The organism is Achromobacter sp. UBA4530, from assembly GCF_002388205.1.
Lineage (GTDB): Bacteria > Pseudomonadota > Gammaproteobacteria > Burkholderiales > Burkholderiaceae_B > Achromobacter > Achromobacter animicus.
In genome coordinates this window covers 1-24,377 of record NZ_DGMA01000050.1, presented here as the reverse complement: position 1 = coordinate 24,377, position 24,377 = coordinate 1, and the positions used below count along the sequence as shown (strand labels likewise).

Below are 24,377 nucleotides of genomic sequence, written 5' to 3'. Positions count from 1 at the left end.
CGTTCAGGCGCACCATGTCAGTCAGGCCTGCCCAGCGCAGCGCGTCAGGATTGCACGGGCGTGGCGCGCGGCTTGACCGGCCAGAACAGCGCCGCCGGCCGCCGCAGGATGCGGCGGCGCACCCCGGCAGTCAGCGACACGCGATCGTCGCGGCGCATGTCGCGCGACGCCAGCGCCACGTTGAAGGCCAGCGCAAAACTGACGATGACGTTTAGCGCGCCTGTCGCCACCGTGCCCGCCACGGCCAGCCAGAACACCTGCGTATGCACGAGCTCCCAGCCCAGCGTCGCAATCGCGGCCGCGATCTGGCCGGCGCTGAGCGACACGTGGCGGACCTCCAGCGTCGATCCCAGCGCGCTGACGAGGGCCGGCAGCAGGCCCAGCATCAGTCCCAGCGAAACGTTGGCGGCGATCTGCGAAACGTTGCGCCGCCAGAAGCCCGCCCACCGAACGGCGCCGCGCGCCCCGAGCAGGTAGCGGGTGCGCCGGCCGTACGCCATCACGTCGTGCACGCGATGCAGCGCGAACCAGTTGTCGGCCCAACCTGCAATCAGGCTGGACACCCAGATCAATGCGCCGGTCACCGCGGCATACAGCGGCGTCGGTCCCCAGAACGACAACGATTGCAGCGTGTCTTGCGCCTTGTCGGCATCGATCAAAGGCTGTTCCAGAAACCGCATGGCCAACCATTGAATCGCCCAGGCCAGCGGAAACACCACGGCCAGGTTGCCCGCGATCGCGGCGGCGTTCGAACGCAGCATCGCCAGCGTGTCGTCGACGAAGGCCTCGCGCCCGTCGGGCGAGTAGGCCGCGTCCAGCCGGCGGGCAAGCGCAGGCCCGGTCATGGCCGGCTGCTTGGTGGCCAGCGTGAAATGCGCGAACTGGATCACGAGAAAACTGCCGGCGTAGTTCAGTGCGTTCAGCAGGCCTTCCATCCATTTGTCCAGGTGGGCCGACGTGATGATGAACTTGACGTACACCGTGAACGCCACGACGAAGCCGCCGCCCATGGACGCCTTCAGCATGTCCATGTATTCCAGCGTGTCGCGGGCGATGTAGTGTTCGCCGGTCTCGGCGCTGCGGTCCATCACGCGGCGCGCCAACTGCAAGAGCGACGACGCCGCCAGATGCCGGATGCTGCTGCGGGCCAATGTGCACCGGATCAGCTCGGCCATCAGGTGCGCGTACCGGTGGCGTTGCGTGGGGTCGATCCACACGCCCAGCAGCAGTTCGATGCGCGCCAGGCGCAGCTTCATGCACTCGATCTGGTAGACCACGTCGACCGCGACGCCATTGCGCTTGAGTTCTTCATAGACGGCGTCGCCGGCCGCGCGGCAGTCGTCCAGCAAGGCGCGCAGCACGTTCAGGCGCTGGCCCACCACCTCGCGCGGCGTGTCCGGTGTGCTGTCGAAGAGTTCTGCCGCGGTGCCCTCCAGCGTGAAAAACGGCGATTCTTCGACGCGGCCCGGCACACGGGAGCGGATATCCTGGCTGAGTCCGACGGCGCCCACCTGGCTGACGAGCACCTGCATGCTGCTGGTCAGTGCCTGGTCCAGCCGCCGGGCAAGCGCCTCGGGCGTGGGGGCTGACAACGCATCGGGTTCTTTTGCCGGGTCGTCCTCTTTCAGACGCGGCAGCGCGCGCACGCGCGCCAGCGTCTCGTCGTCCAGCGATTCGATCCATTGCGCGTCGCCGGCGCGGCGAAACAGCAGCGTGAAGAGGCCCGACATATCGCCCTGATTGACGGTCGGCGGCAGCATCCAGGCGACGACGCGGCGCCACAACTCACCCCAGAAGCCGGGGCGTGACGCCACGCCGGTGTCGCACAGGAGCGCGGTGGGGTCGTTGTCCACCAGCACCGAGCGCAGCGTGGCCGCCGTGCGCGCCGCAACAGCGGGATTGCGTTCCAGCACCTGCAACAGGTAGCGCAGGCGGGCGTGACGCGGGTCGCGCCCGTCTTCCCGTGCCGGTTCGCCGTCCGGACGGTTCAGCCAGCGGCCAAGGTCGACCAGCCACAGATTCCGTTCGGCCAGCGGGGCTTGGGGGTCGGCGTTGGACAGGATGACGTCAAGCTGCGACCCGCCACGCCGCCAGGTCCGCCAATTGCGCCACAGAGAGGTAAGCATGGTCGGGCCTCGCGCGTCATCGGGAATCGGGGGCGCGGCGCAGCGAGAAACCCTGCGCCTCGTTCATGGCCAGGTAGCTGACGTTGCGCGACACCACCGGCGGCTTGTCGTCCGCATGCAAGGCGCGCACCTCGTCCAGCACCATCTTGTCGGCCAGCGTCATGCGGTCGATCATCCGCAGGTACTGCATCCAGCTTTCCACCAGAAAGACCTCGCGCCAGACGCCCTCGCGCTCCAGGTCGCGGAACAGCTGCCACTGCTGCGCGCCATTGCGCAGCCGCAAGAGGCGCAGCGGCCGGGCGGCATGGATCAGCGCGGCCAGCTTGTCCGGGTTGATCAGGTATTCCACGGCGACCAGCACCGCGCCGCGCTGCGTGTTGAAGCCGGCGGCGGCCATGGCCGGTTCGGTGTCGTCGGCGCGCGTCAGCGACCGCGCGTCCACCTGTTCCGGCAGACGCGAGCGGTACAGCAGCGCCACGGTCACGCCCAGCACGATGCCGGCGGCCGACATCGCGCCGGACACGCCCATCGTGCCCGCGAAGTGACCCCACATGAACGAGCCCGCCGCCAGGCCGCCGAAGATCGCGGTCTGATACAGCGCCAGCGCGCGCGCCTTCACCCAGTCCGGCACCAGAAGCTGCACGGTCGTGTTGTAGGTGGCGAGCACGCCGATCCAGCAGCCGCCCGACAGGAGCAGCGCCGGAAACGCGACCCACAGCGTATCGGTCAGCCCCAGCGCCAGCAGACAGACGGCCAGGAGCGCTGCGGCCACGCTGATCAGGCCGCCGGATCCCCACGCCGCGCGCGCCCGGCGCACCACCACGCTGCCCAGGATGGCGCCCACGCCCAGCGCGCCAAGCATGTAGCCGTACAGCAGCGCGCTGCCGCTTTCGTGCTCGTGCGCCAAGAGCGGCAACAGCGCCCACAGCGCGCTGGCGGACAGGCCGAAGGCGAACGAGCGCAGCATCACCACGCGCGTCACCGTCGAATGCTGCGTGTAGCGCAGCGCGGCGACCACGCCTTCAAAGAGGCCTTCGGGCGGGAGCCTGCGCACGGGCAGGTCGCGCTTCCAGCGCCAGATCGCCCAGATCAGCCCGGCGTAGCAGAAACAGTTCAGCAGAAAGACCCAGGACGTGCCCAACGCGCCCAGCAGCAGGCCGCCGATGGCCGGCCCCACCGCCCGCGCGACGTTGAAGTTGACGCTGTTCAGCAGCACGGCGCTGCCGACGTGCTCGCGCGGCACCTGTTCGCCCACGGCGGCCTGCCATGCGGGCGTGACGATCGCGCTGCCGATGGCGATGCAGAACACGGATGCAATCAGCGTGATGGGGTGCAGCAGCCCCGCGAAGGCCAGGATGGTGATGAAGACCCCGCCCGCCAGCTCCAGCAGCATGCCCGCAAGCATGACGCGGCGCCGGTCGTGGTTGTCGGCCAGCACCCCGGTCAGGATCGACAGGGCGACCAGCGGAAACGCCGCCGCCACCTGGATCATCGCGACCATCAGTGGGCTGCTCTGCTCCGTGGTGATGACCCACGCGGCGGCCACCGATTGCGCCCAGGTGCCCAGGTTGGCAAACAGGTTGGCGATCCAGATGATGCGAAAGGCGGGAAAGGCGAGGGGGGAAAGCGTGCTGACCTGGAGGACAGGCGCGGGCGCGGCCGGTGGGGCCGCCGGCAGATCGGTCGAAGCCGAAACGGGCTGCAGCATGGGAACGTGGCCGGACGCGAGGATCGCGCCCGTTCTGGGCTGGGTCGGGGTCGCTCCATGGTACGCCCAAGGCAGGCGGTCGAGGAGGGCGGCCCGCGCTTTTCCGGTAACCTGCGCGCTGCCCTTGTTACCGGCCGGGGCGCGGGCTTAGCAGCGCTGCGTGTGCGGATTCTTGCGCGAATTCAGGCAGCGATGCGCAGCCGCCGCCAATGCAGGCGCGCGCCTCCCTGTTTCACTATTTACGTTTGCTGATTCAATGACTTTGACTTTCAACGGGCGCGCGTTCGCCGCCCTGCTTGCCGTGACCGCCGTACTGGCGCTGATCGCCACCGTGGGCGCGCCCTATCCCTTCCTGCGTGGATTCGTGGGGGACGTGGTGGCGGTGGGCTGGGCCTATCTGCTGTACCGCAGCTTTGTTCGAGCGGGCGTGCTGCCGCTGGCGCTGGCGGCGCTGTTCACGGGGTATGCGGTCGAACTGGGCCAATACCTGGCGCGACACTTTGGCTGGCGCATCGAGCAGCCGGTGCTGCGCGTGGTGTTCGGCAGCGTGCCGGATTGGTGGGACGTGCTGGCCTATACCGTAGGCTTTGCGATTGTGCTGGTGCTTGCCGGCGGCAATGCCCGGCGCCAGCGGAACGCGGCGCAGCAGAACGCCCGGATGCAGGTCAGCCTGCGCGCACGGCGCTGACGGGGCTAACAGCGCTGACGGGGGCTAACAACGCTAACGGCGCCGCGCTCGTCCGGGAAGACGTCCCGGGCGTTCTAGCCGGGGTGTTTCAATCCCGGCCTTTTCAGGCCAGGACGTTCAGTCCCAGGCTTTTCCTTCAGCCAGCTTGGCAAACGGTGCCGTCGCGTTGCGTGCGTGCGGCGGGTGCGGCTGCGCGTAGTGGTTGCAGACGCGCGTTGCGGAACGGGGCCAGCAGTTCGGCCCAGGACGACGGGAACAGCGGCGTGGCGTGGCGCACGGCGTCGCGGCGAGCGTAGTGGGTGAGCAGTTGTTGACCGATCGGGGCGTCGCCCAGCGGGTGGCGGGTGTTCATGGTATTTCCGTATTGCGTTGAAATTGTATTCATTGTACGCCTGCGGCGCGCTTTGGTCCAATTCGCCTAGTGGATGGTAAGTGCTTGATCTGGTTGAAACTGTCCCTCTTTAAGCGAGGAACTTCGGGATTGCCCTAGCGGTTCAAAACAGTAGACGGTATACAATGTTCATCATGCCCGGGCTGACACAGGCCTGGAATTTCTCCCACTGGACCTGGAGCGAGTCATGGCAGAACTGATGAACCGAGATGAATTCCGCACGGCACTGGAAAACGCGATCAAGGGCAAGAGCGCCAACGCGTCGCCCTTTTCGATCGCCTGGGCCGAAGGCAAGCTGAGCCGCGAGCATCTGTCGCGCTGGGCCGAGAACCACTATCACTATGTCGGCCCCTTTGCCGACTACCTGGGCTACCTGTACGCCCGTACGCCGGACACCTATACCGAGGCCAAGGATTTCCTGCTGGCAAACATGTACGAAGAGGAGATTGGCGGCGACCGCCACACCGACCTGCTGATCCGCTTTGCCGAAGCCTGCGGCACCACCCGCGAACGGGTCACCAATCCGGACAACATGTCGCCCACGACGCGCGCGCTGCAAAGCTGGTGTTATGCCGTTGCCATGCGCGAGGATCCGATCGTCGCGGTGGCCGGCCTGGTGGTGGGCCTGGAATCGCAGGTGCCCTCCATCTACCGCAAGCAGACGCCGACCCTGCGCGAGAAGTACGGCTTCACCGACGAGGAAGTGGAGTTCTTCGACCTGCACATCGTGTCCGACGAGATCCATGGCGAACGCGGCTACCAGATCGTGCTGGAGCACGCCAACACGGTGGACCTGCAGCAGCGCTGCCTGAAGATCTGCGAAATCGGCGCGCAGATGCGGCTGCTGTACACCACGGCGCTCTACACCGACTACGTGCAGGACGAGATCAAGCTGCCCGAACTGGGCCTTGCCGCCTGATCGCCCGAACGCGCGCGGCCCGCCCAGCCCGGCCGGGCGGTGGCCGCACCGCAGAACCTGGACGAAGACCTCATGCCTACCGTTGTGTTTCATAAAGGCGGCCAGACCTACACCGACGTGGTGAAGGACAACACCAACCTGGTGGTGCGGGCCGGCATCAAGCAGTTTCCGTTTCCGCATCTGCGCTATGAATGCGGCATGGGCAAGTGCGCCAAGTGCGCGTGCCGCATCATCGCCGGCGCTGAGCATCTGCCGCCGGTGAACTGGAAGGAAAAGAAGCAGCTGGGCGACCGTGTCGACCAGGGCTACCGCTTGGCGTGCCAGCTTTGGCTGAGCAGCGACATCGAGCTGTCGCAGGACGTGGAGGCATGATGGCGACGCAATCCACCTATGTGATCCTGACCTCCAAGCCCGGCGTCTTCCGCACCGAGGCGGGCGACGGCGCCGACATCATCGAGACCTACGACTACGTGTTCTACGGGCGCGCGCTGGCGGTGTTCAGCATTGCCCGCCTGGACCGTGAGATCAAGCTGGTGGTCACCGAGGAAACGCCGCCCTACGTGGTGAACCACGTGCCATCCAAGTTTCTGGAGAAGTTCTCGTCGGTGGACGCGGCCCGCAAGGAGCTGGCGCACCTGACGCGTTTTGGCAGCATGGCGTCGACGCTGACGCTGCGGTCCGGCGTGCGCGCCGCGGAGCACTGAATATATGGTCCAGATCACGTTCCTATCCAACGGCGGCATGGTCGCCACCGCGCCGGAAAACAGCAACCTGTTGCGCGTGTCGCTCAAGGAAAAGGGCGGTATCCCGTTCAAGTGCGGGGGCGGCCTGTGCGGCACCTGCAAGTGCCGGATCGAAGAGGGGCTGGAAAACACCGACGCCATCAAGCCGAAGGAGCGCAAGCACCTGCGGCCGGAAGACTTCGAGGCCGGCTACCGCATGGCCTGCCAGACGTTCGTGAATGGCGACGTGAAGGTGTCGTGGGTGGTGCAGAACGGCAAGGGGATCGTGGTCGGCGCGGCGCCGGGCGCGGTGGAAACGGCCACGACGGGATGAGTGGATGGCGGGGGCGCCCCGGCGCCGGCGCGGCGGCGGTGACAGCCGCTCGTCAGGGATCAGGCGCTCAGGCCACCGACGCCTGCTGTGGCGGCTGCTGCGCCTCGGTGTAGGCCTTGGCCGCGTTGTGCACGTGCTGGCTGGCCAGCAGCGCCGCCAGATCGCCGTTGCCCGCGATGACGGCATTCAGGATCTGCGAATGCTCGTCCCAGTTCTGCTTGGCGCGGCGCATGTTGCTGGGCGCGAACAGCAGGGCGGTGCGATCGCGCAGCGAGCGCATCAGGTCGGTCAGCACCACGTTGCCGCCGATCGTGGCCAGCATTTCATGGAACTGCGAATTGAGCGCCAGGAACTTGTCCAGTTTCTCGTCGCGCGCGGCTTCCGTGCCTTCGCGCAGAAACGCCTGCAGGCGCTCCACTGTCTTTTCGTCGCGGCGCTGCGCGGCCAGCTTGGCGTTCAGACCTTCCAGCGTGGCGCGCACTTCCACCATGTCGTAGGCCACGGCATCGGATAGCACCGACACCGACGCGCCGCGCCGCGGCTCGATCGTGACCAAGCCTTCGGCGGCCAGCGCCCGCAACGCCTCGCGCACCGGAATACGGGATACACCCATTTCTTCGGACAGGCGGCCTTCCACCAGGCGGTCGCCGGGCGTGAACTCGCCGCTCAGGATGCGTTCGCGCAGCTTGTCGCGGATGACGGCAAACAACTGCGGGTGCTGCTCGCCGATCTTCAGCGGGGAGGAATGCTGCGTCTCGACGGCTTGCGGACTGACGGGGGAGGTTGTCATGGCGAGCAGGTTTGGCGTAATGGATATAGTCGGCATTGTATTACCGGGTGTAGCCGTCCGTCGCTGGCGGTTTGCCGCATCAGTGCACCCAGAATGACTTCACCAGCACGCCCACCGCGCCCATGGCGCAGGCGACGAGCAGCACACCGCGCACCGCGCGGGGAGGCAGCATGGTGCGCAGCCGGCTGGAGACGGCGAATCCGGCCAGCAGAAACGGCGCCAGGCTGAGCGCCAGCCCGGCGTGATAACCCGTGTAGCGCTTGGCCAGCGCCAGCATGGCGAGCGAAAAAATGGATCCCAGAAAGAGCACCATGCCCAGCGTGGCACGCAGCCGCGGCGGCGCGGCGTGCTGCAGCACGATGGCGATGGGCGGGGCGCCCACCGACGTCATCGTGCCCATGATCCCCGAGGCCACGCCCGCCCCGGACACCCGGCCCGGCGTCGCGGAGAACTTCAGTCCCGCCACGCTGAGCGCGACGGCGGCCAGGATCATGCAGGCAAAAAGCACGCCCAGCGCCTGGGGCGCAAAGCGCGCCATGGCGTAGATCGCGATCAGGGTGCCGACGGCGCGCCCGGCTAGGGCGTAGGAGACGGCGGGCCAATCGATGGCGGCCCGCTCGCGCAGGGCGGTCAAGAGCGAAATGAAGCCGCCCAGGGTCAGAAGCGGGCCAGGCGCCAATTGCGGGAAGAACATGGCGGCGACGGGTGCGGCGAACATCGCAAACCCCACGCCGCCCACGCCTTGGGCGACGGCCGCGCCAAACACGACGGCTGCCATGGCGGCGTAATGCCACAGATCGGTGGTTATCAGGGAGGACAACATGCCTGAGGGCTTTGTAATTTATGTATACGATAGTCTATCGATGAATTCGGACGCTGATCGCAAAATTCCAAAAACTCCGGGTAATCCCTTGATTTTCAGCTGAAAATCAGGCTGAAACCCGCACTATCGGTTTCCCTAGGCGGCGCATATTTCGGTTGGTATGACTACTATCGAAATATAGTATACCGATTGTGGCGACCCAACAGCCACGCATACAAGGGGAATAGCGCATGCAATCCGACGTCGTGCTCACTGCCGCTCATTGGATTTACCTGATCAGTGTGGCCGCCATCATCCTGACGATGATCCTGCGCGCCAATGTCGTGGTGCCTTCCGTCATCGGTACATTCCTGGTCGTGCTGGCGATCACGGGCAATCCGATCAGCGGGCTGATCGGCATCTTTTCCGCCAGCTTCGTCGCCGCCAAAGAGCTCTTCAACATCTTTCTCGTCATCACCTTCATGACGGCGCTTCTCAATTCCTTGAAGACGCTGCAGGCGGACGTGCGCATGGTCCAGCCATTTCGGCGGGTCATGCGGGGCGGGCATTCGTCGTTCGTGATCATCGCCCTCTGTACCTATGTAATCTCGCTGTTCTTCTGGCCCACGCCCGCCGTGCCGCTGGTGTCCGCCATCCTGCTGCCGGCGGCCATCGCGGCCGGGCTGCCGCCGCTGGCCGGCGCCATGGCCATCGCGATCGCGGGGCAGGGGATGGCCTTGTCGTCGGATTACGTGATCGGCGTGGCGCCGAGCATCAGCGCCAAGGCGGCGGGGGCGGCCGTCAGCGCCGCCGTCGTGGCCGACCGCGCGCTCGTGCTGTCCTTGATCACCGGCGGGATCGCGCTGGTGGCGGCCTACCTGCTGGTGCGCCGTCACATCGTGCCGGCCGATCCTGCACTGCTGACGGCCTGGCAGGCCCGCGCGCAGGACGGCAGCCTGGCGCGCATGGAACAGGCCGGCTCGTTCGACAAGGCGGAACTTGCCCGCGGCACGATGGGTGCCGATCCCGCGCTGCCCGCCGGTCCCGCGCTGAGCGAGGAAGAGCAGCGCCGTGTCCGCTGGTCGAAGGTGTTTGCGGTGGTGACGCCGCTGGCATTCCTGGCCGTGATCGCCGTGATGGTGCTGCCCCGGCTGTTTCCGTCGCTGCCCGCCCTGCGCGGCGGCGATGCGGCGGCGCTGGTCGGCGGCGTCGCCTTCGTGGTGATGATGCTGGTGACGCTGGCCGCCGAAGGCCCTCGCAAGATGCTGGACGTCTGTCCCGAACACGTGACCGACGGCTTCGTGTTCGCCTTCAAGGCGATGGGTTCCGTGCTGCCCATCGCGGGCTTCTTCTTCGTGGGCGCCAATGAGACGGCCGCGCAGATCCTGGGCGTGCCGGCGGCGCAGGCGCCCGGCCTGCTCTTCGAGGTGATCTCCGCCGCGCAGCATCTCATCCCGGAAAACCACTTCCTCGTCGCCTTCGGTGTGCTGCTGGTCGGCATGATCACCGGCATCGACGGCTCGGGCTTCGCAGGCCTGCCGCTCACGGGCACGTTATCCGGCGCGCTGGGTCCGGTCGTCGGCGTAGACCCCGCGACGCTGGCGGCGGTCGGCCAGATGGGCGCCGTCTGGACGGGCGGCGGCACGCTGATCGCCTGGTCCTCGCTGATCGCGGTGGCGGGGTTTGCGCGGGTGAATGTGCTGTCGCTGGTGCGCGCGCTGTTGCTGCCCGTGGTGCTGGCGCTCTTCGTCTCGACGATCTGCGCTGTGCTGATCTGGAGTTGAACGGCGCGACGTGACGCTAAAAGGCTCCCGCGCGGGAGCCTTTTTGCTGACGCTTCAGGTGGGGTTTCCACGGATCGTCGCTTAATGATTAAAGTATACAATGTTCTGACAGTAGCCCAGGCGCCTTGCGCCTGCCGCGCCCGCCCAGACTCAATCAAGGAAGCGCTCCCGTGGACGATCTCTCGCAGCAGACCTTTTTGAACTACATCAGCGGCAAGTGGACGCCCAGCGGCTCGGGTAAAACTGCGCCGAACCGCAACCCGGCCGACACGGACGACGTCGTCGGGCAATTCCAGGTCTCCAACGCCGAGGACGCCCGGCAGGCGGTCCTGGCGGCCGAGGCGGCGTTTGCCGCGTGGCGCGACACGCCGATCTCCAAGCGCGCGGCCATCCTGTTCAAGGCGGCCCAGCATCTGGAAGACAACGCCGCGTCGATCGCGCGCGAACTGACCCGTGAAGAAGGCAAGGGCCTGAACCTGGCCAAGGACGAAATCTTGCGTTCGGCGCAGACGATCCGTTTCTACGCGGTCGAAGGCCAGTCATTCACCGGCGAGACCTATCCCAACGACGATCCGGACATGATCGTCTACAGCCAGCGCGAACCGCTGGGCGTGGTGACGGTGATCTCGCCCTGGAATTTCCCCATCTCGATTCCGGCTCGCAAGATTGCACCGGCCCTCATCACGGGCAACACGGTGGTGTTCAAGCCCTCGTCCGACGCGCCGATGTCGGGCTATCGCCTGACCGAGGCCTTCGTGCAGGCCGGATTGCCGGTCGGCGTGCTGAACTTCCTGACGGGCCCGGCAGGAGCGGTGGGCGAAGCCATCACGGGGGCGAGCCAGGTGCGCGCCATTTCGTTCACCGGCTCCACCGCCGCCGGCGAGCAGATCCATCGCACGGCCGGCCTGACCACCCGGACGCAGATGGAACTGGGCGGCAAGAATCCCTTGATCGTGCTGGCCGACGCCGACCTGGACCGCGCAGTGGACCTGGCGGTCAAAGGCGGTTTCTCGCTGAGCGGCCAGGCGTGCACCGGCACCAGCCGCGTGCTGGTCGACCGCAAGGTCAGCGGCGCCTATACGGACAAGCTGCTCGCCAGGATCAAGACGCTGACCATCGGCAACGGCCTGGACGGCAATTTCGACCTGGGCCCGCTGGCCACCGCCCGCCAGCTCGACAACGTGCTGGGCTACATCGAACTGGGCAAGCAGGAGGCCACGCACCTGTACGGCGGCGATCGCCTGACGGGTCCGGGTTTCGACCGCGGCTATTACGTCACGCCCGCGCTCTTTGCCAGTGTGACGCAGCAGATGCGCATTGCCCGCGAAGAAATCTTCGGTCCGGTGATCGCGCTGATCGAGGTCGACGGCTATGAAGACGCCATCGCGCAGGCCAACGACACGGAATACGGCCTGTCGGCCGCCATTGCCACCACCGACGCGCGCTACGCGCACCGCTTCGCCCGCGATATCCAGGCAGGCACCGTGAAGATCAACCGCACCACTACCGGCAACCTGATCAACGCGCCCTTCGGCGGGCTGAAGCATTCCAGCACCTCCACATTCCGCGAATCGGGCCGCGTGGGCCTGGAGTTCTACACGCAGATCAAAACCGTCTACCGCGCCGGCTGACGGCTCATCCATCCAAAGAGGCTTTGCACATGAAACAGATCTATCGCCTGGAACTTGAAGAAGCGCGCGTCATGGTGCGCGCCGCCATCGCCAAGTCGCAGGAAATCGGCGTGCTGGAGTCGATCTGCATCGTGGACGACGGCGGCTATCCGATTGCGCTCGAGCGCATGGACGGCGCCCGCATCACGGGCCCGCAGATCGCCTGGAACAAGGCGTTCACCGCTGCCGGGCACAAGCGCTCGACGCACCTATTCAATACGCCGCCCAACGGCCCCGCGCTGCCCGGCAACGAAGCCTTCGGCATCCAGTGGAGCTTCGACGGCAAGTTCGCGGTGTTCGTCGGCGGCTTTCCCATCGTCGTGAATGGCGAGGTGATCGGCGGCGTGGGCCTGAGCGGCGGCAACGGCGAGCAGGACACCAAAGCAGGTCTTGCGGCACTGGCTGCGCTGGGCGAACTGCTGGAGCCGCGCGGCATGAAGGTGCTGGTCGAAGCGGACATCAAGAAATAGGCGAGGGCGCCATGGCATACCGCGTGCACATCCTGGAAACCGCAGAAGCCTTTGTCGTCGATGAAGGCGAATCCGTGCTGGAAGCCGCGGAGCGTTCGGCGGTGAAGCTGCCGCACGAATGCACGTTCGGCGGCTGCGGCACCTGCCGCATCAAACTCGAATCGGGCACTGTCCGGTATGACGAATTCCCCATGGCGCTGACCCCGGAAGAGGCCGAGCAGGGCTACGCGCTGGCGTGCCAGGCCCGTCCGACGGCCGACCTGTGCATCAGCGTGGCGAGCAGCCGACAGACCTTCCCGGAACCTCGCCGCATGCCCGCCACGATCCATCGTATCGCCGCGTTCTGTGACGACGTCATCCACCTGACCCTGGCGCTGCCCGGTGAGGGCCTGGATTACGTGCCGGGACAGTACATGAACGTGGTGCTCCCCGACGGCGAGACGCGCAGCTTCTCCATGGCGTCGGCGCGGGCGGGCAACCTGATCGACTTCCACGTGCGCCGCATTCCCGGCGGCCGCTACACCGACCAGTGGCTGGGGCAGGCCAGCGCCGGCACGCCGGTGGAGATCGAGGCGCCGCTTGGCGTCTTCAGCTATCACGAGGAAGATTGGCGCCCGCTCATCATGATGGCCACGGGAACCGGCATCGCGCCCATCAAGGCGATTCTCGAGTCGCTGCTGGGCAACGAGGACTGCCCGCCCGTGACCCTGTATTGGGGCATGCGCACCGAGGCGGACCTGTACCTGCGCGACGAGATCGAAAGCTGGGCCGGACGGCTCTACGAATTCAATTTCGTGCCCGTGCTGTCGCGCGCGGGGGCGGACTGGCAGGGGCGCCGCGGCTACGTGCAGCAGGCGGTGCTGGAAGATCACGCGGACCTGTCGGAACATGCGTTCTATCTGTGCGGCGCGCCGGAGATGATTCGCCAGGCCAAAAGCCTGTTGGCCGAACGCGGCGCCAGTCTGGATCACCTGTACGCGGACAGCTTTACGTTCCAGCACGCGCTGGCGGCCGCTTGACCGCGGCCGCCCGGCCCGGCACCTTGACGCAAGGCTAGCGATACACCAGCACCGGCAGCCGCGTGCGCGCCAGCACGCGCTGCGTCTCGCTGCCCAGCAAAAAGCCCGTCATGCCGTGCCGTCCGTGCGAGCCCATCACGATCAGGTCGCACCCGGACTTTTGCGCTGTCTCCACGATGGCCTCGTGCGGATGGTCGTTCACCGTGACGATGGCTTCGCAGGGCACCAGCGCGTGCCGCGCCTCGGCTTCAAGCCCGTCCAGATACGCCTGCGCGTTCTTGCGCGCCTGATCGGTGTGATGCCCTTCGGTGGTGCCCAGCATTTCGGCCTGGTAAACCAGCAGGTGGTCTTCCGGGATGGCGCGCAGCAGGGTGATGGTGGCGCCCATTTCCTTGGCGAAAACGAGGGCGCGCTTGAATGCCGATTCGGACAGCAGGGATCCGTCCACGGCGATGAGCAAGTGCCTGTACATGTTGCCTCTCCTTTAGGTAAAGGAATGTCCAGCAACGGCGAATCCAGTATAGGCCTGCGGGCAGGCGCAAGCCAGCCCCCCTTAAGGCGGAGCCCGCGGCGGCGTCAGGCGATCCGCCGCTGCGCCTCGTCCCGCGGTTCCAGTCCCCGGGGCAGCGCGGCGATGAGGCTGCGCGTGTACGGGTGGCGGGCGTCGCGCCAGAGCGTGGCGTTCGGCCCCTCCTCGACGATTTGCCCCGCGTTCATCACCAGCACCCGGTCCGCCAGGTAATGCACCACGGACAGGTCGTGCGAAATGAACAGGTAGGACAGCCGGAACTCATCCTTCAGGTCGACCAGCAGGTTGAGGATCTGCGCCTGCACGGACACGTCCAGCGCCGACACCGGTTCGTCGCAGATGACCAGCGCCGGGCGCAGCACCAGCGCCCGCGCGATGCCGATGCGCTGGCGCTGGCCGCCCGAGAATTCGCTGGGGTAACGTGCCAAGGCGTCGCGCGGCAGGCCCACGGCGTCCAGGATGTGGAGGATGCGGCGGCGGCGTTCGTCGCGATCCTTCACACGGTGAATGCGAAGCGCCGCCTCCAGGATGTCCGCCACGGTGTGCCGGGGATTGAGGGACGCGTACGGATCCTGAAAGATCATCTGCACGCGCTGGCGGTAGCCCGCCAGACGTCCGGCGTCCAGTTCCGTGGTGTCTTCGCCGCCAAGGAGGATGCGGCCCGAGGCCGGCGGCAGCAGCCGAACCAGCGCGCGCGACAGCGTCGACTTGCCGCAACCCGATTCGCCCACCAGACCCACGGTTTCGCCCGCTGCGATCTCGAACGACACGCCATCGACCGCGGCGGTGACGCCGCGGGACGTCCGGTACTGCACGCGCAGTTCCTGCACCTGCAGCAGCGGGCCGTTCGCGCTGGCCGCGGGATCGTTGGCGGCTGCGGGCGCGCGCGGCGGCGTCACCAGTCCAAAAACCGGTTTGCCCGACGCAGGATCCAGCCGCGTGCGAATCTCCGGCAGCCGCAGCCTGCTGTAATGCGTGGCGTCGTCCAGCCGCAGCGATGCACCAAGCAGGCCGCGCGTGTACGGGTGGCGCGGCTGGCCCAGCAGCGTGGACGCCGCGCCTTCTTCCACCTTTTCGCCTTGCACCATCACCGCCACGCGGTCCGCCCATTCGCCAACGACGGCAAGGTCGTGCGTGATCAGCAACAGCCCCATGCCCAGTTCACCGCGCAGGTCGTCCAGCAGTTTCAGGATCTGCGCCTGGACAGTCACGTCCAGCGCGGTGGTGGGCTCGTCGGCCACCAGCAGCGCGGGCTGGCACGCGATGGCCGCGGCGATCATCGCCCGCTGGCGCTGACCGCCGGACAGGTGATGCGGATAGTCGTCCACCCGGCGCTGCGGCTCGGGCACGCGAACCAGGTCGAGCAGTTCGATGGCGCGGGCGCGGGCCGCGCGGGCGGACGCGCCGCGATGCAGACGCAGCGCTTCGCCGATCTGGTCGCCCAGGGTCAGCACGGGATTCAGGCTGGTCATCGGCTCCTGGAAGATCATCGCGATGCGGTCGCCGCGCAGCGCGCAGCGGCGGCGTTCGGACAGCGCCAGCAGGTCCTGGCCCTCGAACAGCACGCGGCCCTGCACTTTCGCATGGCGCGGCAGCAGCCCCAGCAGCGCGAGCGCGGTGGTGGACTTGCCGCAGCCGGACTCGCCCACCAGCGCCAGTGTTTCGCCCGCGCGCAGTTGCAGGTCCAGGTTCCGCACGGCCTGGTGGCCGGGGAAGGCGACGTTCAATCCTTGGATTTCGATCAGCGTGGTCATGGCAGGAGATGAAGTTACGGCTGGCCGGCAGCGGCGGGCTGTGCCGCGACGCGGCGGCGGCGCAGCTTGGGGTTGAGCGCGTCGTTGATGGCGTCGCTGAGCAGGTTCAGCGCCAGCACAGTCGCCATGATGGTCAGGCCGGGCAGCGCGGTCATGTACCACGCGGTGCGCAGCGCCTCGCGGCCCGCGCCGACCATGCTGCCCCAGCTCACCACGTTGGGATCGCCCAGTCCCAGAAAGGACAGTCCCGCTTCGGACAGGATGGCGTGAGCCACCAGCACGGCGGTGGTCACGATGATGGGCGGCAGGGCGTTGGGCAGGATCTCGCGGAAGATGATGCGGGCGTGGCCGGCGCCCAGCGTCTGCGCGGCCCGCACGAATTCGCGTTCGCGCAGCGAAATGAATTCGCCGCGCGTCAGCCGCGCGATGCCGGTCCACGACGTGATGCCCAGCGCAAAGATGATGGTCGACAGCGACGGCCCCAGAATCGCCACCAGCACGATCGCCAAGAGGAACGAGGGCACCGTCTGGAACAGCTCGGTGATGCGCATCAGCACGGCGTCGGTACGCGGACCGGCATACCCGGCAAAGGCGCCCACCAAGAGGCCGATGCCCAGCGCGATCGCGGCCGACGCGCCGCCCACCAGCAGCGACACGCGCGCCCCGTGGAACAGTCCGGCCAGGATGTCGCGGCCCATCAGGTCGGTACCCGCCGGAAACGCGGCGTCCTCGCCGGGCCAGGTGAACGGCGCGCCGACCATCTCCAGCGGATCGTCCGGGAACAGCCAGGATGCGGTGGCGGCCGCGCCGATCACGATGGCCAGAATGACCGCGCCGACGGCGGCCGAAGGCGTGCGCAGCAGGCGCAGGGCGGCAAGGGCGGGTGCTTTCATGTCTTTCTCACTCGGGGGTCGAGCAGGCCGTAGCAGGCATCGACGGCAATGTTCATCAGGGCGACCAGCGCCGCGCTCATCAGCAGGATGCCCAGCAGCAGGTTCACGTCGCGGCTGGCGATGGCCTCGAACGACAACTGCCCCAGGCCCGGCCACGCGAACACGGTTTCGACCACGATGCTGCCGCCCAGCAGCGCGCTGCTTTGCAGACCCAGCATGGTGATGACCGGCAGAATGGCGTTCTTCAGGGCATGGCGCCAGATCACACGCGCCTCGCCGTTGCCGCGGGCGCGGGCCGTGCGGATGTAGTCCTCCTGCAGGGTCTCGATCATCGATGCGCGCGACAGCCGGGCGTAGATGGCCACGTAGTAGATCGCCACGGTCGTGACCGGCAGCGCCAGGTGGCGCGCGTAGTCCAGCCACAGCGCCCAGCCTTGATGCGCCGCGCCCACGTCACGGATGCCGCCGACCGGCAGCCAGTTCAGATGAACGCCAAAGCCCACGATCAGCATCAGCGCCGTCCAGAACATGGGCGCGGAATAGCCGGCCGTGGCCAGCCCGGACAGCAGCGTGTCCAGGAGGCCCTGCGGACGCCGGGCGGCCAGCACGCCCAGCAGCACGCCGACGGCCACGGACAGCGCCAAACCCGTGCCAATCAGCGCCAGCGTCGCGGGCAGCCGGTTGAAGATCAGGTCCGACACCGGCTCGCCATAGCGGAACGAATACCCCAGGTCCAGCGACAGCAGGCTCTTGAGGTAATAGCCCAGCTGCGCGAACACGCTCTGGTCCAGGCCATACGCCTGGCGCAACTGCGCGACGTGCTCGGGCGTGATGCCGCTGTTTTCAGAGGCGATCACGTCCACCAGATCACCTGGAACAAGTTTCAGCAGGAAGAAGTTGGCAATCGCGGTGACGCCCACCACGAACAGGATCTGCAGCAGGTAGCGCAGCGGACGGGGCAGGCGCAGGGACATGGCGATCTTTCCCCGGCCGTCAGGCCTTGCCCAGCCAGACGTTGGCAAAGTTGTTGCGCGAATGGGACGAGGCATCCGTCACGTTGCGCACCTGTTTGTCCCACACGCCAAACCAGCGGAACTCAAACAGCCCGATCAGCGGCAGATCACGCTGCGCCAGCCGCTGCACCTCGTTGTACTGCTCGATGCGCTTTTGCGGATCGGTTTCGATCTGCGCCGCTTCGATGGCCCGGTCCATGTCTGCGTTCTTGTAGCCGGACACGTTGTACCAGGGCGTGCCCTTGGCTTCAGCTTTGCTCCAGTAGCGCGTCTCCACGCCCAGCTGCGGATCGATCAGCACCGTGCCCCAAGAACTGATGAGCTGGAAGTTGTAGTCGGTGAACACGTTGCGCGTCCACGTCGCCAGGTCCAGCCCGCGCAGCGTCACGTCGATGCCGATCTTGCGCAGCGCCTGGCGCACGAACTCGCCGGTGCGCCGGTAGTCGTCGCCGAACGGGATGTAGTCGTGCGTCAGCGCAAAGCGCCAGCCGTCGGCCTTGCGCGGATAGCCCGCTTCGTCCAGCAGCTTCTCGGCCAGCGCCGGATCAAACGGATACTGCTGCACGTTGGGATTGTGATAGGGCTTGACCAGCGACGGCACCGGGCTGATGAACGGTTCGGCATAGCCGTTCCACACGGTCTTGACCAGCACTTGCTTGTTCACCGCGTGCGCGATGGCCTGGCGCACCTTCAGGTTCGACAGGATGGGATCGCGCAGGTTGGCTTCCAGCCACAGCCAGGCGGCAAAGCCGTTGTAGCCGGACGTGTCGACCGCCAGCTTGGGCAGCTTGGACAGACGCGTCGCATCGGTGAAGGCCACCGGATTGCGCTCGCCGTAAGCGACGCCGCCGGTCTCCAGCGCGGTGGCGCGGCCCGAGACGTCCGGGATGATCTTCCAGACGATGCGGTCCAGGTACGGGCGCTCCGGCTGCCAGTATTTCTCGTTCTTCTCCAGCACGATGTAGTTGCCGCGGTTCCATTCCTTGAACACGAAGGGACCGGTGCCGATCGGCTTGTTGTTGTACGGATTGTTCTGGATGTCCGTGCCTTCGAACAGATGGCGCGGCAGGATCGGCGCGCCCAGCGAGTCGATGGCGTTCAGCGCCACGGGCGTGGGCTGGGACAGGTGCAGCACCACGGTGTGATCGTCCGGCGCCTCGACCTTCTGCAGATACTGGAACACGCGGCGCGCGCTGGGCGCGTGCTTCAACCACACTTCCTCAGCCGACCACTTCACGTCCGCCGATGTGAACGGCTTGCCGTCGTGCCACAGCACGCCCTGGCGCAGCTTGAAGGTGATGGTCTTGCCGTCCTCCGATACGGTCCAGCTTTCGGCCAGGACGGGACGCGGCCTGAGGTCCGGGCCGTACTCCACCAGCCCGTCGAAGATCTTGCTCACCACGGCCCCCGTGGGCGTGGACGAGTTCAGGTAGAACGCCAGCGTGGGCGGCTCCGGATGCACCACTGCATTGAGCACGCCGCCGCGCACCGCGCCGTCCACGGTGTTGGGCAGGCTGTTCGTGTCGGCGTGCGCGGGCGCGAAGATCACGTTGGGAAACAGGGCGCCCGAGCCCATCAGCGCCGCGGCGCCCATGAGCCAGCGTCGCAACGGGCTGGCGGGCTGGTCCTGGTCGTCCGCGGCGGGGGGAAGAGACTGCGTCATCGTGGTGTCCTTGCGTGTGAAATGGAAGCGTCGTGCAGAGAAGGGGGGAAGGTGTGCGGAATCACGCCGCCAGGCTGGTCAATGCAGGCAGATCCGCCGGATCACGCCGCAGCAGCGTGGCCAGCAGCTCGCGCCGCCACGCGTCGTACAGCGCGACGTGGTTGCGGGTGTCCAGGCGCGTGGCGTGTTGGTTCAGTTGCCAGGAGTCGCGCAGATAGGGACCCAGGATGCGCTGCGCATCCTCGTCGGCCTGGATCAGGCCTTCCACCCAGTCTTCACGTTGGGCCGGGTCGGCGCGTTCCAGCTTGTTCAGCCACCACTGCGTGATGCGGATGCGGTGCGCCTCCTCGTCCGGCAGAATGCGGTTCTCGCCGAATTCGCGGTGGCCGAAGTCCAGCACCTGTGCGGTGCGCCGGTTCACGAACAGGCGCGCCAGGATGTAGTGCTCGTAGTGAAACTGCCACGCCAGGAAGTTCTGCCAATTGCGCAGCGCAAAGCCGCCGATCAGGTCCCATGCGTCACGCACGCCCTCCTCGACCAGCGGCAGCGGATCGGCGCCCAGCAGAATTGCGGCGCGTCCGCGCGAAAACTCCGCGTGCGCCGCGTCGTCGCCAAGCTGACGCGCCAGCGCAAACTGAAACTCGACGTCGTCGTCGAACAGGCCCGATATCGCATGCGCGGCGACCTGCGTGATGAAGAGGTCATGCACGGTGTTCCACACGGCATAGCGGCCGGCGGCCTCGCGCTCTTCCGCGTTTGCCAGGTCGCGCGGCGCGTCGAGGCGCGCGGCCGGAATGCTCGGCGCAACGACAAGCCGCAGATCGTCAAACAGCTGCGCTTCAAGCGCGCCGTCGTAATGCAGGGACAAGGGCAGATCCAGTTCGGGCATGGCGGCTGCTAGGTGGTTGGCGGAAAGACTCGACTCTAAGCAAGCGCCAACGCCCGCCACAAACATTCTTTGGTGATTTGGATATGCGCGCCGCGCCCCGCTAACAGGGGCGTACGCAGCGTTCGGGCGCATATGCCGATTTCAAATAAGCCAATGCAAAATCAGTTCTTCCGCTTCGCCTCGGCCGCGACGTAGGCTGCATGTCTTCTCAACGCCGGGGCATTCCATGCCGCAAGCTTCAAGCATTTCCACCACGCACGACATCGACGAGGCGCCGCGGGTCGTGCCTGCCGCCCGCATCGCCGGCGACGCGCAGGCCATCGACGCCGCGCATGCGCTGGCGTCCGATTTCGCACAAGGCGCGGCGCAGCGGGACCGCGAACGCGGCTTGCCGTGGCGCGAGATCGAACGCTACTCGGCGAGCGGCCTGGGCGGCATCACGGTGCCGCGTGAATACGGCGGACCGGACGTGTCCCATGTCACACTGGCCGAGGTCTTTCGCATCATCAGCGCGGCGGACCCGTCGCTGGGCCAGATCCCGCAGAATCACTTCGGCTTTCTCAACCTGTTGCGCCTGACCGGATCGCCTGAGCAGAAGCGCCGTTACTACGAAGGTGTGCTGGCGGGACGGCGGCTGGGCAACGCGGGCCCCGAACGTCACACGCGCCATACCCGCGATATACAGGCGCGCCTTGTCCCCGACGGCGACGGCTTTCGCCTTACCGGCCGCAAGTTCTACTCCACCGGCGCGCTGTTCGCGCACTGGATTCCCTCCAAGGTGCTGGACGCTCAGGGCAGGCTGGTGACGGTCGTGCTGGAACGCGGCGCGCCGGGCCTGACGGTGGTGGACGACTGGTCCAGCTTCGGTCAGCGCACCACGGCCAGCGGCACGGTGCTGCTGGACAACGTGCGCGTGGAAGCGGAAAGCATCCTGCCCGCCTGGACCGTGCAGGAAAGCCCCGTGCTGATCGGCCCCTTCGCGCAGCTGATGCAGGCCGCCATCGACGCCGGCATCGCGCAGGGTGCGCTGAACGACACGGTGGCCTTCCTGCGCGAACGCGCGCGTCCCTGGGTGGAGGCCTACGTCGAACGCGCGACGCAGGACCCGTACGTCATCGCCGACGTGGGGCGTCTGTACACCGACCTGCATGCTGCCGAGGCCTTGCTGACCGAGGCCGCCCAACACCTGGACGACGCCGCACGACGCGAGCTGGACGCCGACGCCGTCGCGGCCGCGTCCATCGTGGTGGCGCGCGCCAAAGCGCTGACCACGGAGATCGCGCTTACCGCCAGCGAGAAGCTCTTCGAACTCTCGGGCTCGCGCGCATCGCTGGCCGAGTTCAACCTGGACCGCCACTGGCGCAATGCGCGCACGCACACGTTGCACGACCCGGTGCGCTGGAAGTACCACGCCATCGGCAACCACGTGCTGAACGGCCAGCGTCCCAACCGCCATTCCTGGATCTGACCTCATGCCGCATCAGAACGTGTCCACGCTGGCGCCCCGCCGCGCCGCCATCATCCAGAACGACGCGCAGGCCATCGAAACCGCCCACGCGCTGGCCGCCGAATTTGCCGAAGAGGCTTCCGTACGCGACCGCGAACGCCGACTGCCCCTGCCGGAGCTGGAGCGATATTCCCAGTCGGGCCTGTGGGGCATCACCGTGCCCCGCGAGCATGGCGGCGCCGGCGTCTCCCGCGTAACGCTCGCCGCCGTCACGGCGATAATCTCGCGCGCTGACGGCTCGCTGGGCCAGATCCCGCAGAACCACTACTACGCGCTGGAAGTCCTGCGCGTGAACGGCAACGCCGACCAGCAGGCCCGCTTCTACGCACGCGCCCTGGCCGGCGACCGCTTCGGCAATGCGCTCGCCGAGGTCGGCACACGCACCGCCGCCGAGCGCCGCACCCGCCTGACGCCCGATGGCCAGGACGGCTGGCGCATCAACGGCAGCAAGTTCTACTGCACCGGCGCACTCTATGCCCAGTGGATTCCCACCGCCACCGTGGACGAGGGCGGCATCCAGCGACTGGCCTTCGTGCGTCGCGACAGCCCCGGCGTCGAAGTCATCGACGACTGGTCCGGCTTCGGCCAGCGCGTGACCGGCAGCGGCACCGTGGTCTTCAAGGACGTCGCGGTGCCGCGGCAAGACGTGCTGCTGCTTGCCGATCCGTCCGCGCCCGCCAACACGATCAAGCCGCTGGCGCAGCTGATCCACGCCGCCATCGACCTGGGGATCGGCCAAGCCGCGCTGGCCGACGCCGTCGACTTCGTACGCGAACGCTCGCGGCCATGGATCGACGCCGGCGTCGACGAGGCGCGGCACGACCCGCTGACAATCAGCGAATTCGGCCGCCTGTCCGTCCGGTTGGAGGCCGCCCGTGCCCTGGTGGCGCGCGCCGGCCGAATCCTGGACATCGCCACCACGGACGCCACCGCAGAACACATCGCCGCTGCCGCCATCGCCGTGGCCGAGGCCCGCGCGCTCACCACCGAGGCGTCGCTGGCCGCCGGCACCAAGCTCTTCGAGCTATCGGGAACGCAATCCACGCTGGGCCACCTGAACCTCGACCGCCACTGGCGCAACGCCCGCACCCACACGCTGCACGACCCGGTGCGCTGGAAGATCCATGCCGTTGGCAACTACTACCTCAACGACGCCCCGCCCGCGCGCGTGGGCACCACCTGATACGCCGGAGCGGCTCGCCATGGCTAAAAAGCAAATCCTCCTGAACGCGTTCAACATGAACTGCGTCGGCCACATCAACCACGGCCTGTGGACGCATCCGCGCGACACGTCCACCCAATACAAGACGCTGGAGTACTGGACGGATCTGGCCAAGCTGCTGGAACGCGGCCTGTTCGATGGCCTGTTCCTGGCCGACATCGTTGGCGTGTACGACGTCTACCAGGACTCGGCCGACATCACGCTGCGCGAGTCCATCCAGCTCCCGGTCAACGACCCCCTGCTCACGGTCTCCGCCATGGCCGCGGCCACGCGCCACCTGGGCTTCGGCGTGACGGTGAACCTGACCTACGAAGCGCCGTACCTGCTGGCGCGCCGCTTCTCGACGCTGGACCACCTGACCAACGGCCGCATCGGCTGGAACATCGTCACCGGCTACCTGGAAAGCGCGGCGCGCGCGATGGGCCTGTCCGAACAGATCGCCCACGACGAACGCTACGACCGCGCCGACGAGTTCCTGGAAGTCGCCTACAAACTCTGGGAAGGCAGTTGGGACGACGACGCGGTACACGCCGACAAACGCGCGCGCCGGTACGCAGACCCGGCCGCCGTTCGCCCGGTGGACCACAGCGGCAAGTACTACCGAGTACAGGGCTATCACCTGTCCGAACCCTCGCGCCAGCGCACACCGGTCCTCTACCAGGCTGGCTCCTCCGGCCGCGGCCAGGCCTTCGCCGCGCGCCATGCCGAGTGCGTGTTCGTCTCAAGCCAAACCAAGGAAGGCCTGCGCAAACTCGTCGCCGACGTCCGCGACGCGGTGGCACGCGAAGGCCGCAATCCGCGCGACATCAAGTTCTTCATGGGCGTGACAGTGGTGCCGGGAAGAACGGAAGCCGAGGCACGCGAGAAGCACGCCGAATACCTGCGCTACGCCAACCCCGAAGCGGGCCTCGCGCACTACGCCAGCTCCACCGGCATCGACTTTTCGCGCTATGCCCCAGACGAGCCGATCCGCTACGTGAAGAACAACGCGATCGAATCGGCCGTCAAGAACCTGACCGTGGCCCGCACCGACCGCACGGTCAACGACCTGCTGGCCGACATGGCATTAGGGGGCAGATATCCGGCGCTGGTCGGCAGCGCATCGCAGATCGCGGACGAACTGGAATCGTGGGTGGCTGAAACGGATATCGACGGATTCAACCTGGCGAGGACGGTGACGCCGGAATGCTACGAGGACTTCATCGACATCGTGGTGCCTGAATTGCAGGAGCGGGGGTCGTACAAGCGGGCGTATTCGGAGGGGTCTTTGAGGGAGAAGTTGTTTGGGGAGGGGAGGGGGAGATTGGCGGAGGGACACGTGGGGGCTGGATTTGGAGGTGTGTTGGTTTGAGATGTTGAGGCAGGGCGTAGTAGGCGGCGTCATATCTTCGTAGGTCATATCAGATCTACGTAGGTCATTTCAGATCTACGTAGGTCGCCCGACGCCGCGGTCACCGGGGAGGCGAGCGCCCACGATTGCGGTC

Annotated in this window: 23 protein-coding genes; 12 read left to right on the top strand and 11 right to left on the bottom strand. The window is 67.0% G+C overall.

Features of this window, described 5'->3' with window-relative positions; translation table 11 throughout:
* Nucleotides 1–44: 44 nt before the first annotated feature.
* Together B2W22_RS27980 and B2W22_RS27975 are read right to left on the bottom strand one after the other, a co-directional pair.
* A complete protein-coding gene (locus tag B2W22_RS27980; protein WP_286940428.1) occupies nucleotides 45–2,126 on the bottom strand; it encodes a site-specific recombinase in 2,082 nt (693 codons plus the stop codon).
* A gap of 16 nt (nucleotides 2,127–2,142) precedes the next feature.
* Nucleotides 2,143–3,834 (bottom strand): MFS transporter, encoded by a 1,692-nt coding sequence (locus B2W22_RS27975; protein ID WP_175185644.1) that lies wholly within the window; start codon nucleotides 3,832–3,834, stop codon nucleotides 2,143–2,145.
* A 256-nt stretch (nucleotides 3,835–4,090) separates the two neighbouring features.
* Between B2W22_RS27975 and B2W22_RS27970 the strand changes: the two genes are divergently transcribed.
* On the top strand, nucleotides 4,091–4,522 hold the full coding sequence (locus tag B2W22_RS27970; RefSeq protein WP_175123764.1) for a DUF2809 domain-containing protein: 432 nt from the start codon (nucleotides 4,091–4,093) through the stop codon (nucleotides 4,520–4,522).
* A gap of 136 nt (nucleotides 4,523–4,658) precedes the next feature.
* Here B2W22_RS27970 and B2W22_RS27965 read toward each other — a convergent pair whose 3' ends face one another.
* The gene (locus B2W22_RS27965) at nucleotides 4,659–4,874 is read right to left on the bottom strand and encodes a hypothetical protein (protein WP_286940426.1); all 216 of its coding nucleotides are present in this window, start codon (nucleotides 4,872–4,874) and stop codon (nucleotides 4,659–4,661) included.
* Between the two features lie 226 nt (nucleotides 4,875–5,100).
* On the opposite strand from B2W22_RS27965, the gene B2W22_RS27960 reads away from it, so the two are divergent.
* The 4 genes from B2W22_RS27960 (at nucleotide 5,101) to B2W22_RS27945 (ending at nucleotide 6,888) form a co-directional block, all read left to right on the top strand.
* The gene (locus B2W22_RS27960; protein WP_056319353.1) at nucleotides 5,101–5,832 is read left to right on the top strand and encodes a TenA family transcriptional regulator; all 732 of its coding nucleotides are present in this window, start codon (nucleotides 5,101–5,103) and stop codon (nucleotides 5,830–5,832) included.
* A 72-nt stretch (nucleotides 5,833–5,904) separates the two neighbouring features.
* Nucleotides 5,905–6,204, top strand: coding sequence for a 2Fe-2S iron-sulfur cluster-binding protein (locus B2W22_RS27955; protein ID WP_056566926.1), 300 nt, complete (start codon nucleotides 5,905–5,907; stop codon nucleotides 6,202–6,204).
* Nucleotides 6,201–6,536: a ferredoxin gene (locus B2W22_RS27950; protein WP_254594298.1), complete on the top strand. Its 336-nt coding sequence runs from the start codon at nucleotides 6,201–6,203 to the stop codon at nucleotides 6,534–6,536. The genes B2W22_RS27955 and B2W22_RS27950 overlap by 4 nt, the downstream gene beginning before the upstream one ends.
* Nucleotides 6,537–6,540: 4 nt before the next feature.
* Nucleotides 6,541–6,888: a 2Fe-2S iron-sulfur cluster-binding protein gene (locus tag B2W22_RS27945; RefSeq protein ID WP_175123763.1), complete on the top strand. Its 348-nt coding sequence runs from the start codon at nucleotides 6,541–6,543 to the stop codon at nucleotides 6,886–6,888.
* A gap of 67 nt (nucleotides 6,889–6,955) precedes the next feature.
* Here the strand turns inward: B2W22_RS27945 and B2W22_RS27940 are convergent, their stop codons facing one another.
* Nucleotides 6,956–7,678, bottom strand: a complete 723-nt coding sequence (locus B2W22_RS27940; RefSeq protein ID WP_105237069.1) for a GntR family transcriptional regulator — start codon at nucleotides 7,676–7,678, stop codon at nucleotides 6,956–6,958.
* 79 nt (nucleotides 7,679–7,757) lie between these two features.
* Nucleotides 7,758–8,501: a sulfite exporter TauE/SafE family protein gene (locus tag B2W22_RS27935; protein WP_175185646.1), complete on the bottom strand. Its 744-nt coding sequence runs from the start codon at nucleotides 8,499–8,501 to the stop codon at nucleotides 7,758–7,760.
* Nucleotides 8,502–8,731: 230 nt separating this feature from the next.
* On the opposite strand from B2W22_RS27935, the gene B2W22_RS27930 reads away from it, so the two are divergent.
* The 4 genes from B2W22_RS27930 (at nucleotide 8,732) to B2W22_RS27915 (ending at nucleotide 13,423) form a co-directional block, all read left to right on the top strand.
* Nucleotides 8,732–10,264: a hypothetical protein gene (locus B2W22_RS27930; RefSeq protein WP_175123761.1), complete on the top strand. Its 1,533-nt coding sequence runs from the start codon at nucleotides 8,732–8,734 to the stop codon at nucleotides 10,262–10,264.
* Nucleotides 10,265–10,434: 170 nt separating this feature from the next.
* The gene (locus B2W22_RS27925; RefSeq protein ID WP_286940423.1) at nucleotides 10,435–11,895 is read left to right on the top strand and encodes an aldehyde dehydrogenase family protein; all 1,461 of its coding nucleotides are present in this window, start codon (nucleotides 10,435–10,437) and stop codon (nucleotides 11,893–11,895) included.
* Nucleotides 11,896–11,924: 29 nt separating this feature from the next.
* Nucleotides 11,925–12,404, top strand: coding sequence for a GlcG/HbpS family heme-binding protein (locus B2W22_RS27920; RefSeq protein WP_056319338.1), 480 nt, complete (start codon nucleotides 11,925–11,927; stop codon nucleotides 12,402–12,404).
* Nucleotides 12,405–12,415: 11 nt separating this feature from the next.
* Nucleotides 12,416–13,423, top strand: coding sequence for a 2Fe-2S iron-sulfur cluster-binding protein (locus tag B2W22_RS27915; protein ID WP_286940421.1), 1,008 nt, complete (start codon nucleotides 12,416–12,418; stop codon nucleotides 13,421–13,423).
* Nucleotides 13,424–13,457: 34 nt separating this feature from the next.
* Here the strand turns inward: B2W22_RS27915 and B2W22_RS27910 are convergent, their stop codons facing one another.
* The 6 genes from B2W22_RS27910 to B2W22_RS27885 all read right to left on the bottom strand — a co-directional run bounded on the left by B2W22_RS27910 (nucleotide 13,458) and on the right by B2W22_RS27885 (nucleotide 20,164).
* Complete coding sequence (locus B2W22_RS27910; protein ID WP_175123758.1) at nucleotides 13,458–13,895, bottom strand: universal stress protein; 438 nt, start codon at nucleotides 13,893–13,895, stop codon at nucleotides 13,458–13,460.
* A gap of 104 nt (nucleotides 13,896–13,999) precedes the next feature.
* Nucleotides 14,000–15,706: an ABC transporter ATP-binding protein gene (locus tag B2W22_RS27905; protein ID WP_286940420.1), complete on the bottom strand. Its 1,707-nt coding sequence runs from the start codon at nucleotides 15,704–15,706 to the stop codon at nucleotides 14,000–14,002.
* 14 nt (nucleotides 15,707–15,720) lie between these two features.
* On the bottom strand, nucleotides 15,721–16,599 hold the full coding sequence (locus tag B2W22_RS27900) for an ABC transporter permease (RefSeq protein ID WP_175137151.1): 879 nt from the start codon (nucleotides 16,597–16,599) through the stop codon (nucleotides 15,721–15,723).
* A complete protein-coding gene (locus B2W22_RS27895; RefSeq protein WP_175137152.1) occupies nucleotides 16,596–17,573 on the bottom strand; it encodes an ABC transporter permease in 978 nt (325 codons plus the stop codon). Before B2W22_RS27895 ends, B2W22_RS27900 begins: the two co-directional genes overlap by 4 nt.
* Before the next feature lie 19 nt (nucleotides 17,574–17,592).
* Nucleotides 17,593–19,275, bottom strand: a complete 1,683-nt coding sequence (locus tag B2W22_RS27890; protein WP_286940418.1) for an ABC transporter substrate-binding protein — start codon at nucleotides 19,273–19,275, stop codon at nucleotides 17,593–17,595.
* A 61-nt stretch (nucleotides 19,276–19,336) separates the two neighbouring features.
* On the bottom strand, nucleotides 19,337–20,164 hold the full coding sequence (locus B2W22_RS27885) for a hypothetical protein (RefSeq protein ID WP_286940415.1): 828 nt from the start codon (nucleotides 20,162–20,164) through the stop codon (nucleotides 19,337–19,339).
* A 226-nt stretch (nucleotides 20,165–20,390) separates the two neighbouring features.
* On the opposite strand from B2W22_RS27885, the gene B2W22_RS27880 reads away from it, so the two are divergent.
* Genes B2W22_RS27880 through B2W22_RS27870 form a run of 3 tightly spaced genes read left to right on the top strand, consistent with a single transcriptional unit; the run spans nucleotide 20,391 to nucleotide 24,244 of the window.
* Nucleotides 20,391–21,632, top strand: coding sequence for an SfnB family sulfur acquisition oxidoreductase (locus B2W22_RS27880; RefSeq protein WP_286940413.1), 1,242 nt, complete (start codon nucleotides 20,391–20,393; stop codon nucleotides 21,630–21,632).
* Between the two features lie 4 nt (nucleotides 21,633–21,636).
* Nucleotides 21,637–22,854, top strand: coding sequence for an SfnB family sulfur acquisition oxidoreductase (locus tag B2W22_RS27875; RefSeq protein WP_286940412.1), 1,218 nt, complete (start codon nucleotides 21,637–21,639; stop codon nucleotides 22,852–22,854).
* 19 nt (nucleotides 22,855–22,873) lie between these two features.
* Nucleotides 22,874–24,244, top strand: coding sequence for an LLM class flavin-dependent oxidoreductase (locus B2W22_RS27870; protein ID WP_286940410.1), 1,371 nt, complete (start codon nucleotides 22,874–22,876; stop codon nucleotides 24,242–24,244).
* Nucleotides 24,245–24,377 lie beyond the last annotated feature (133 nt).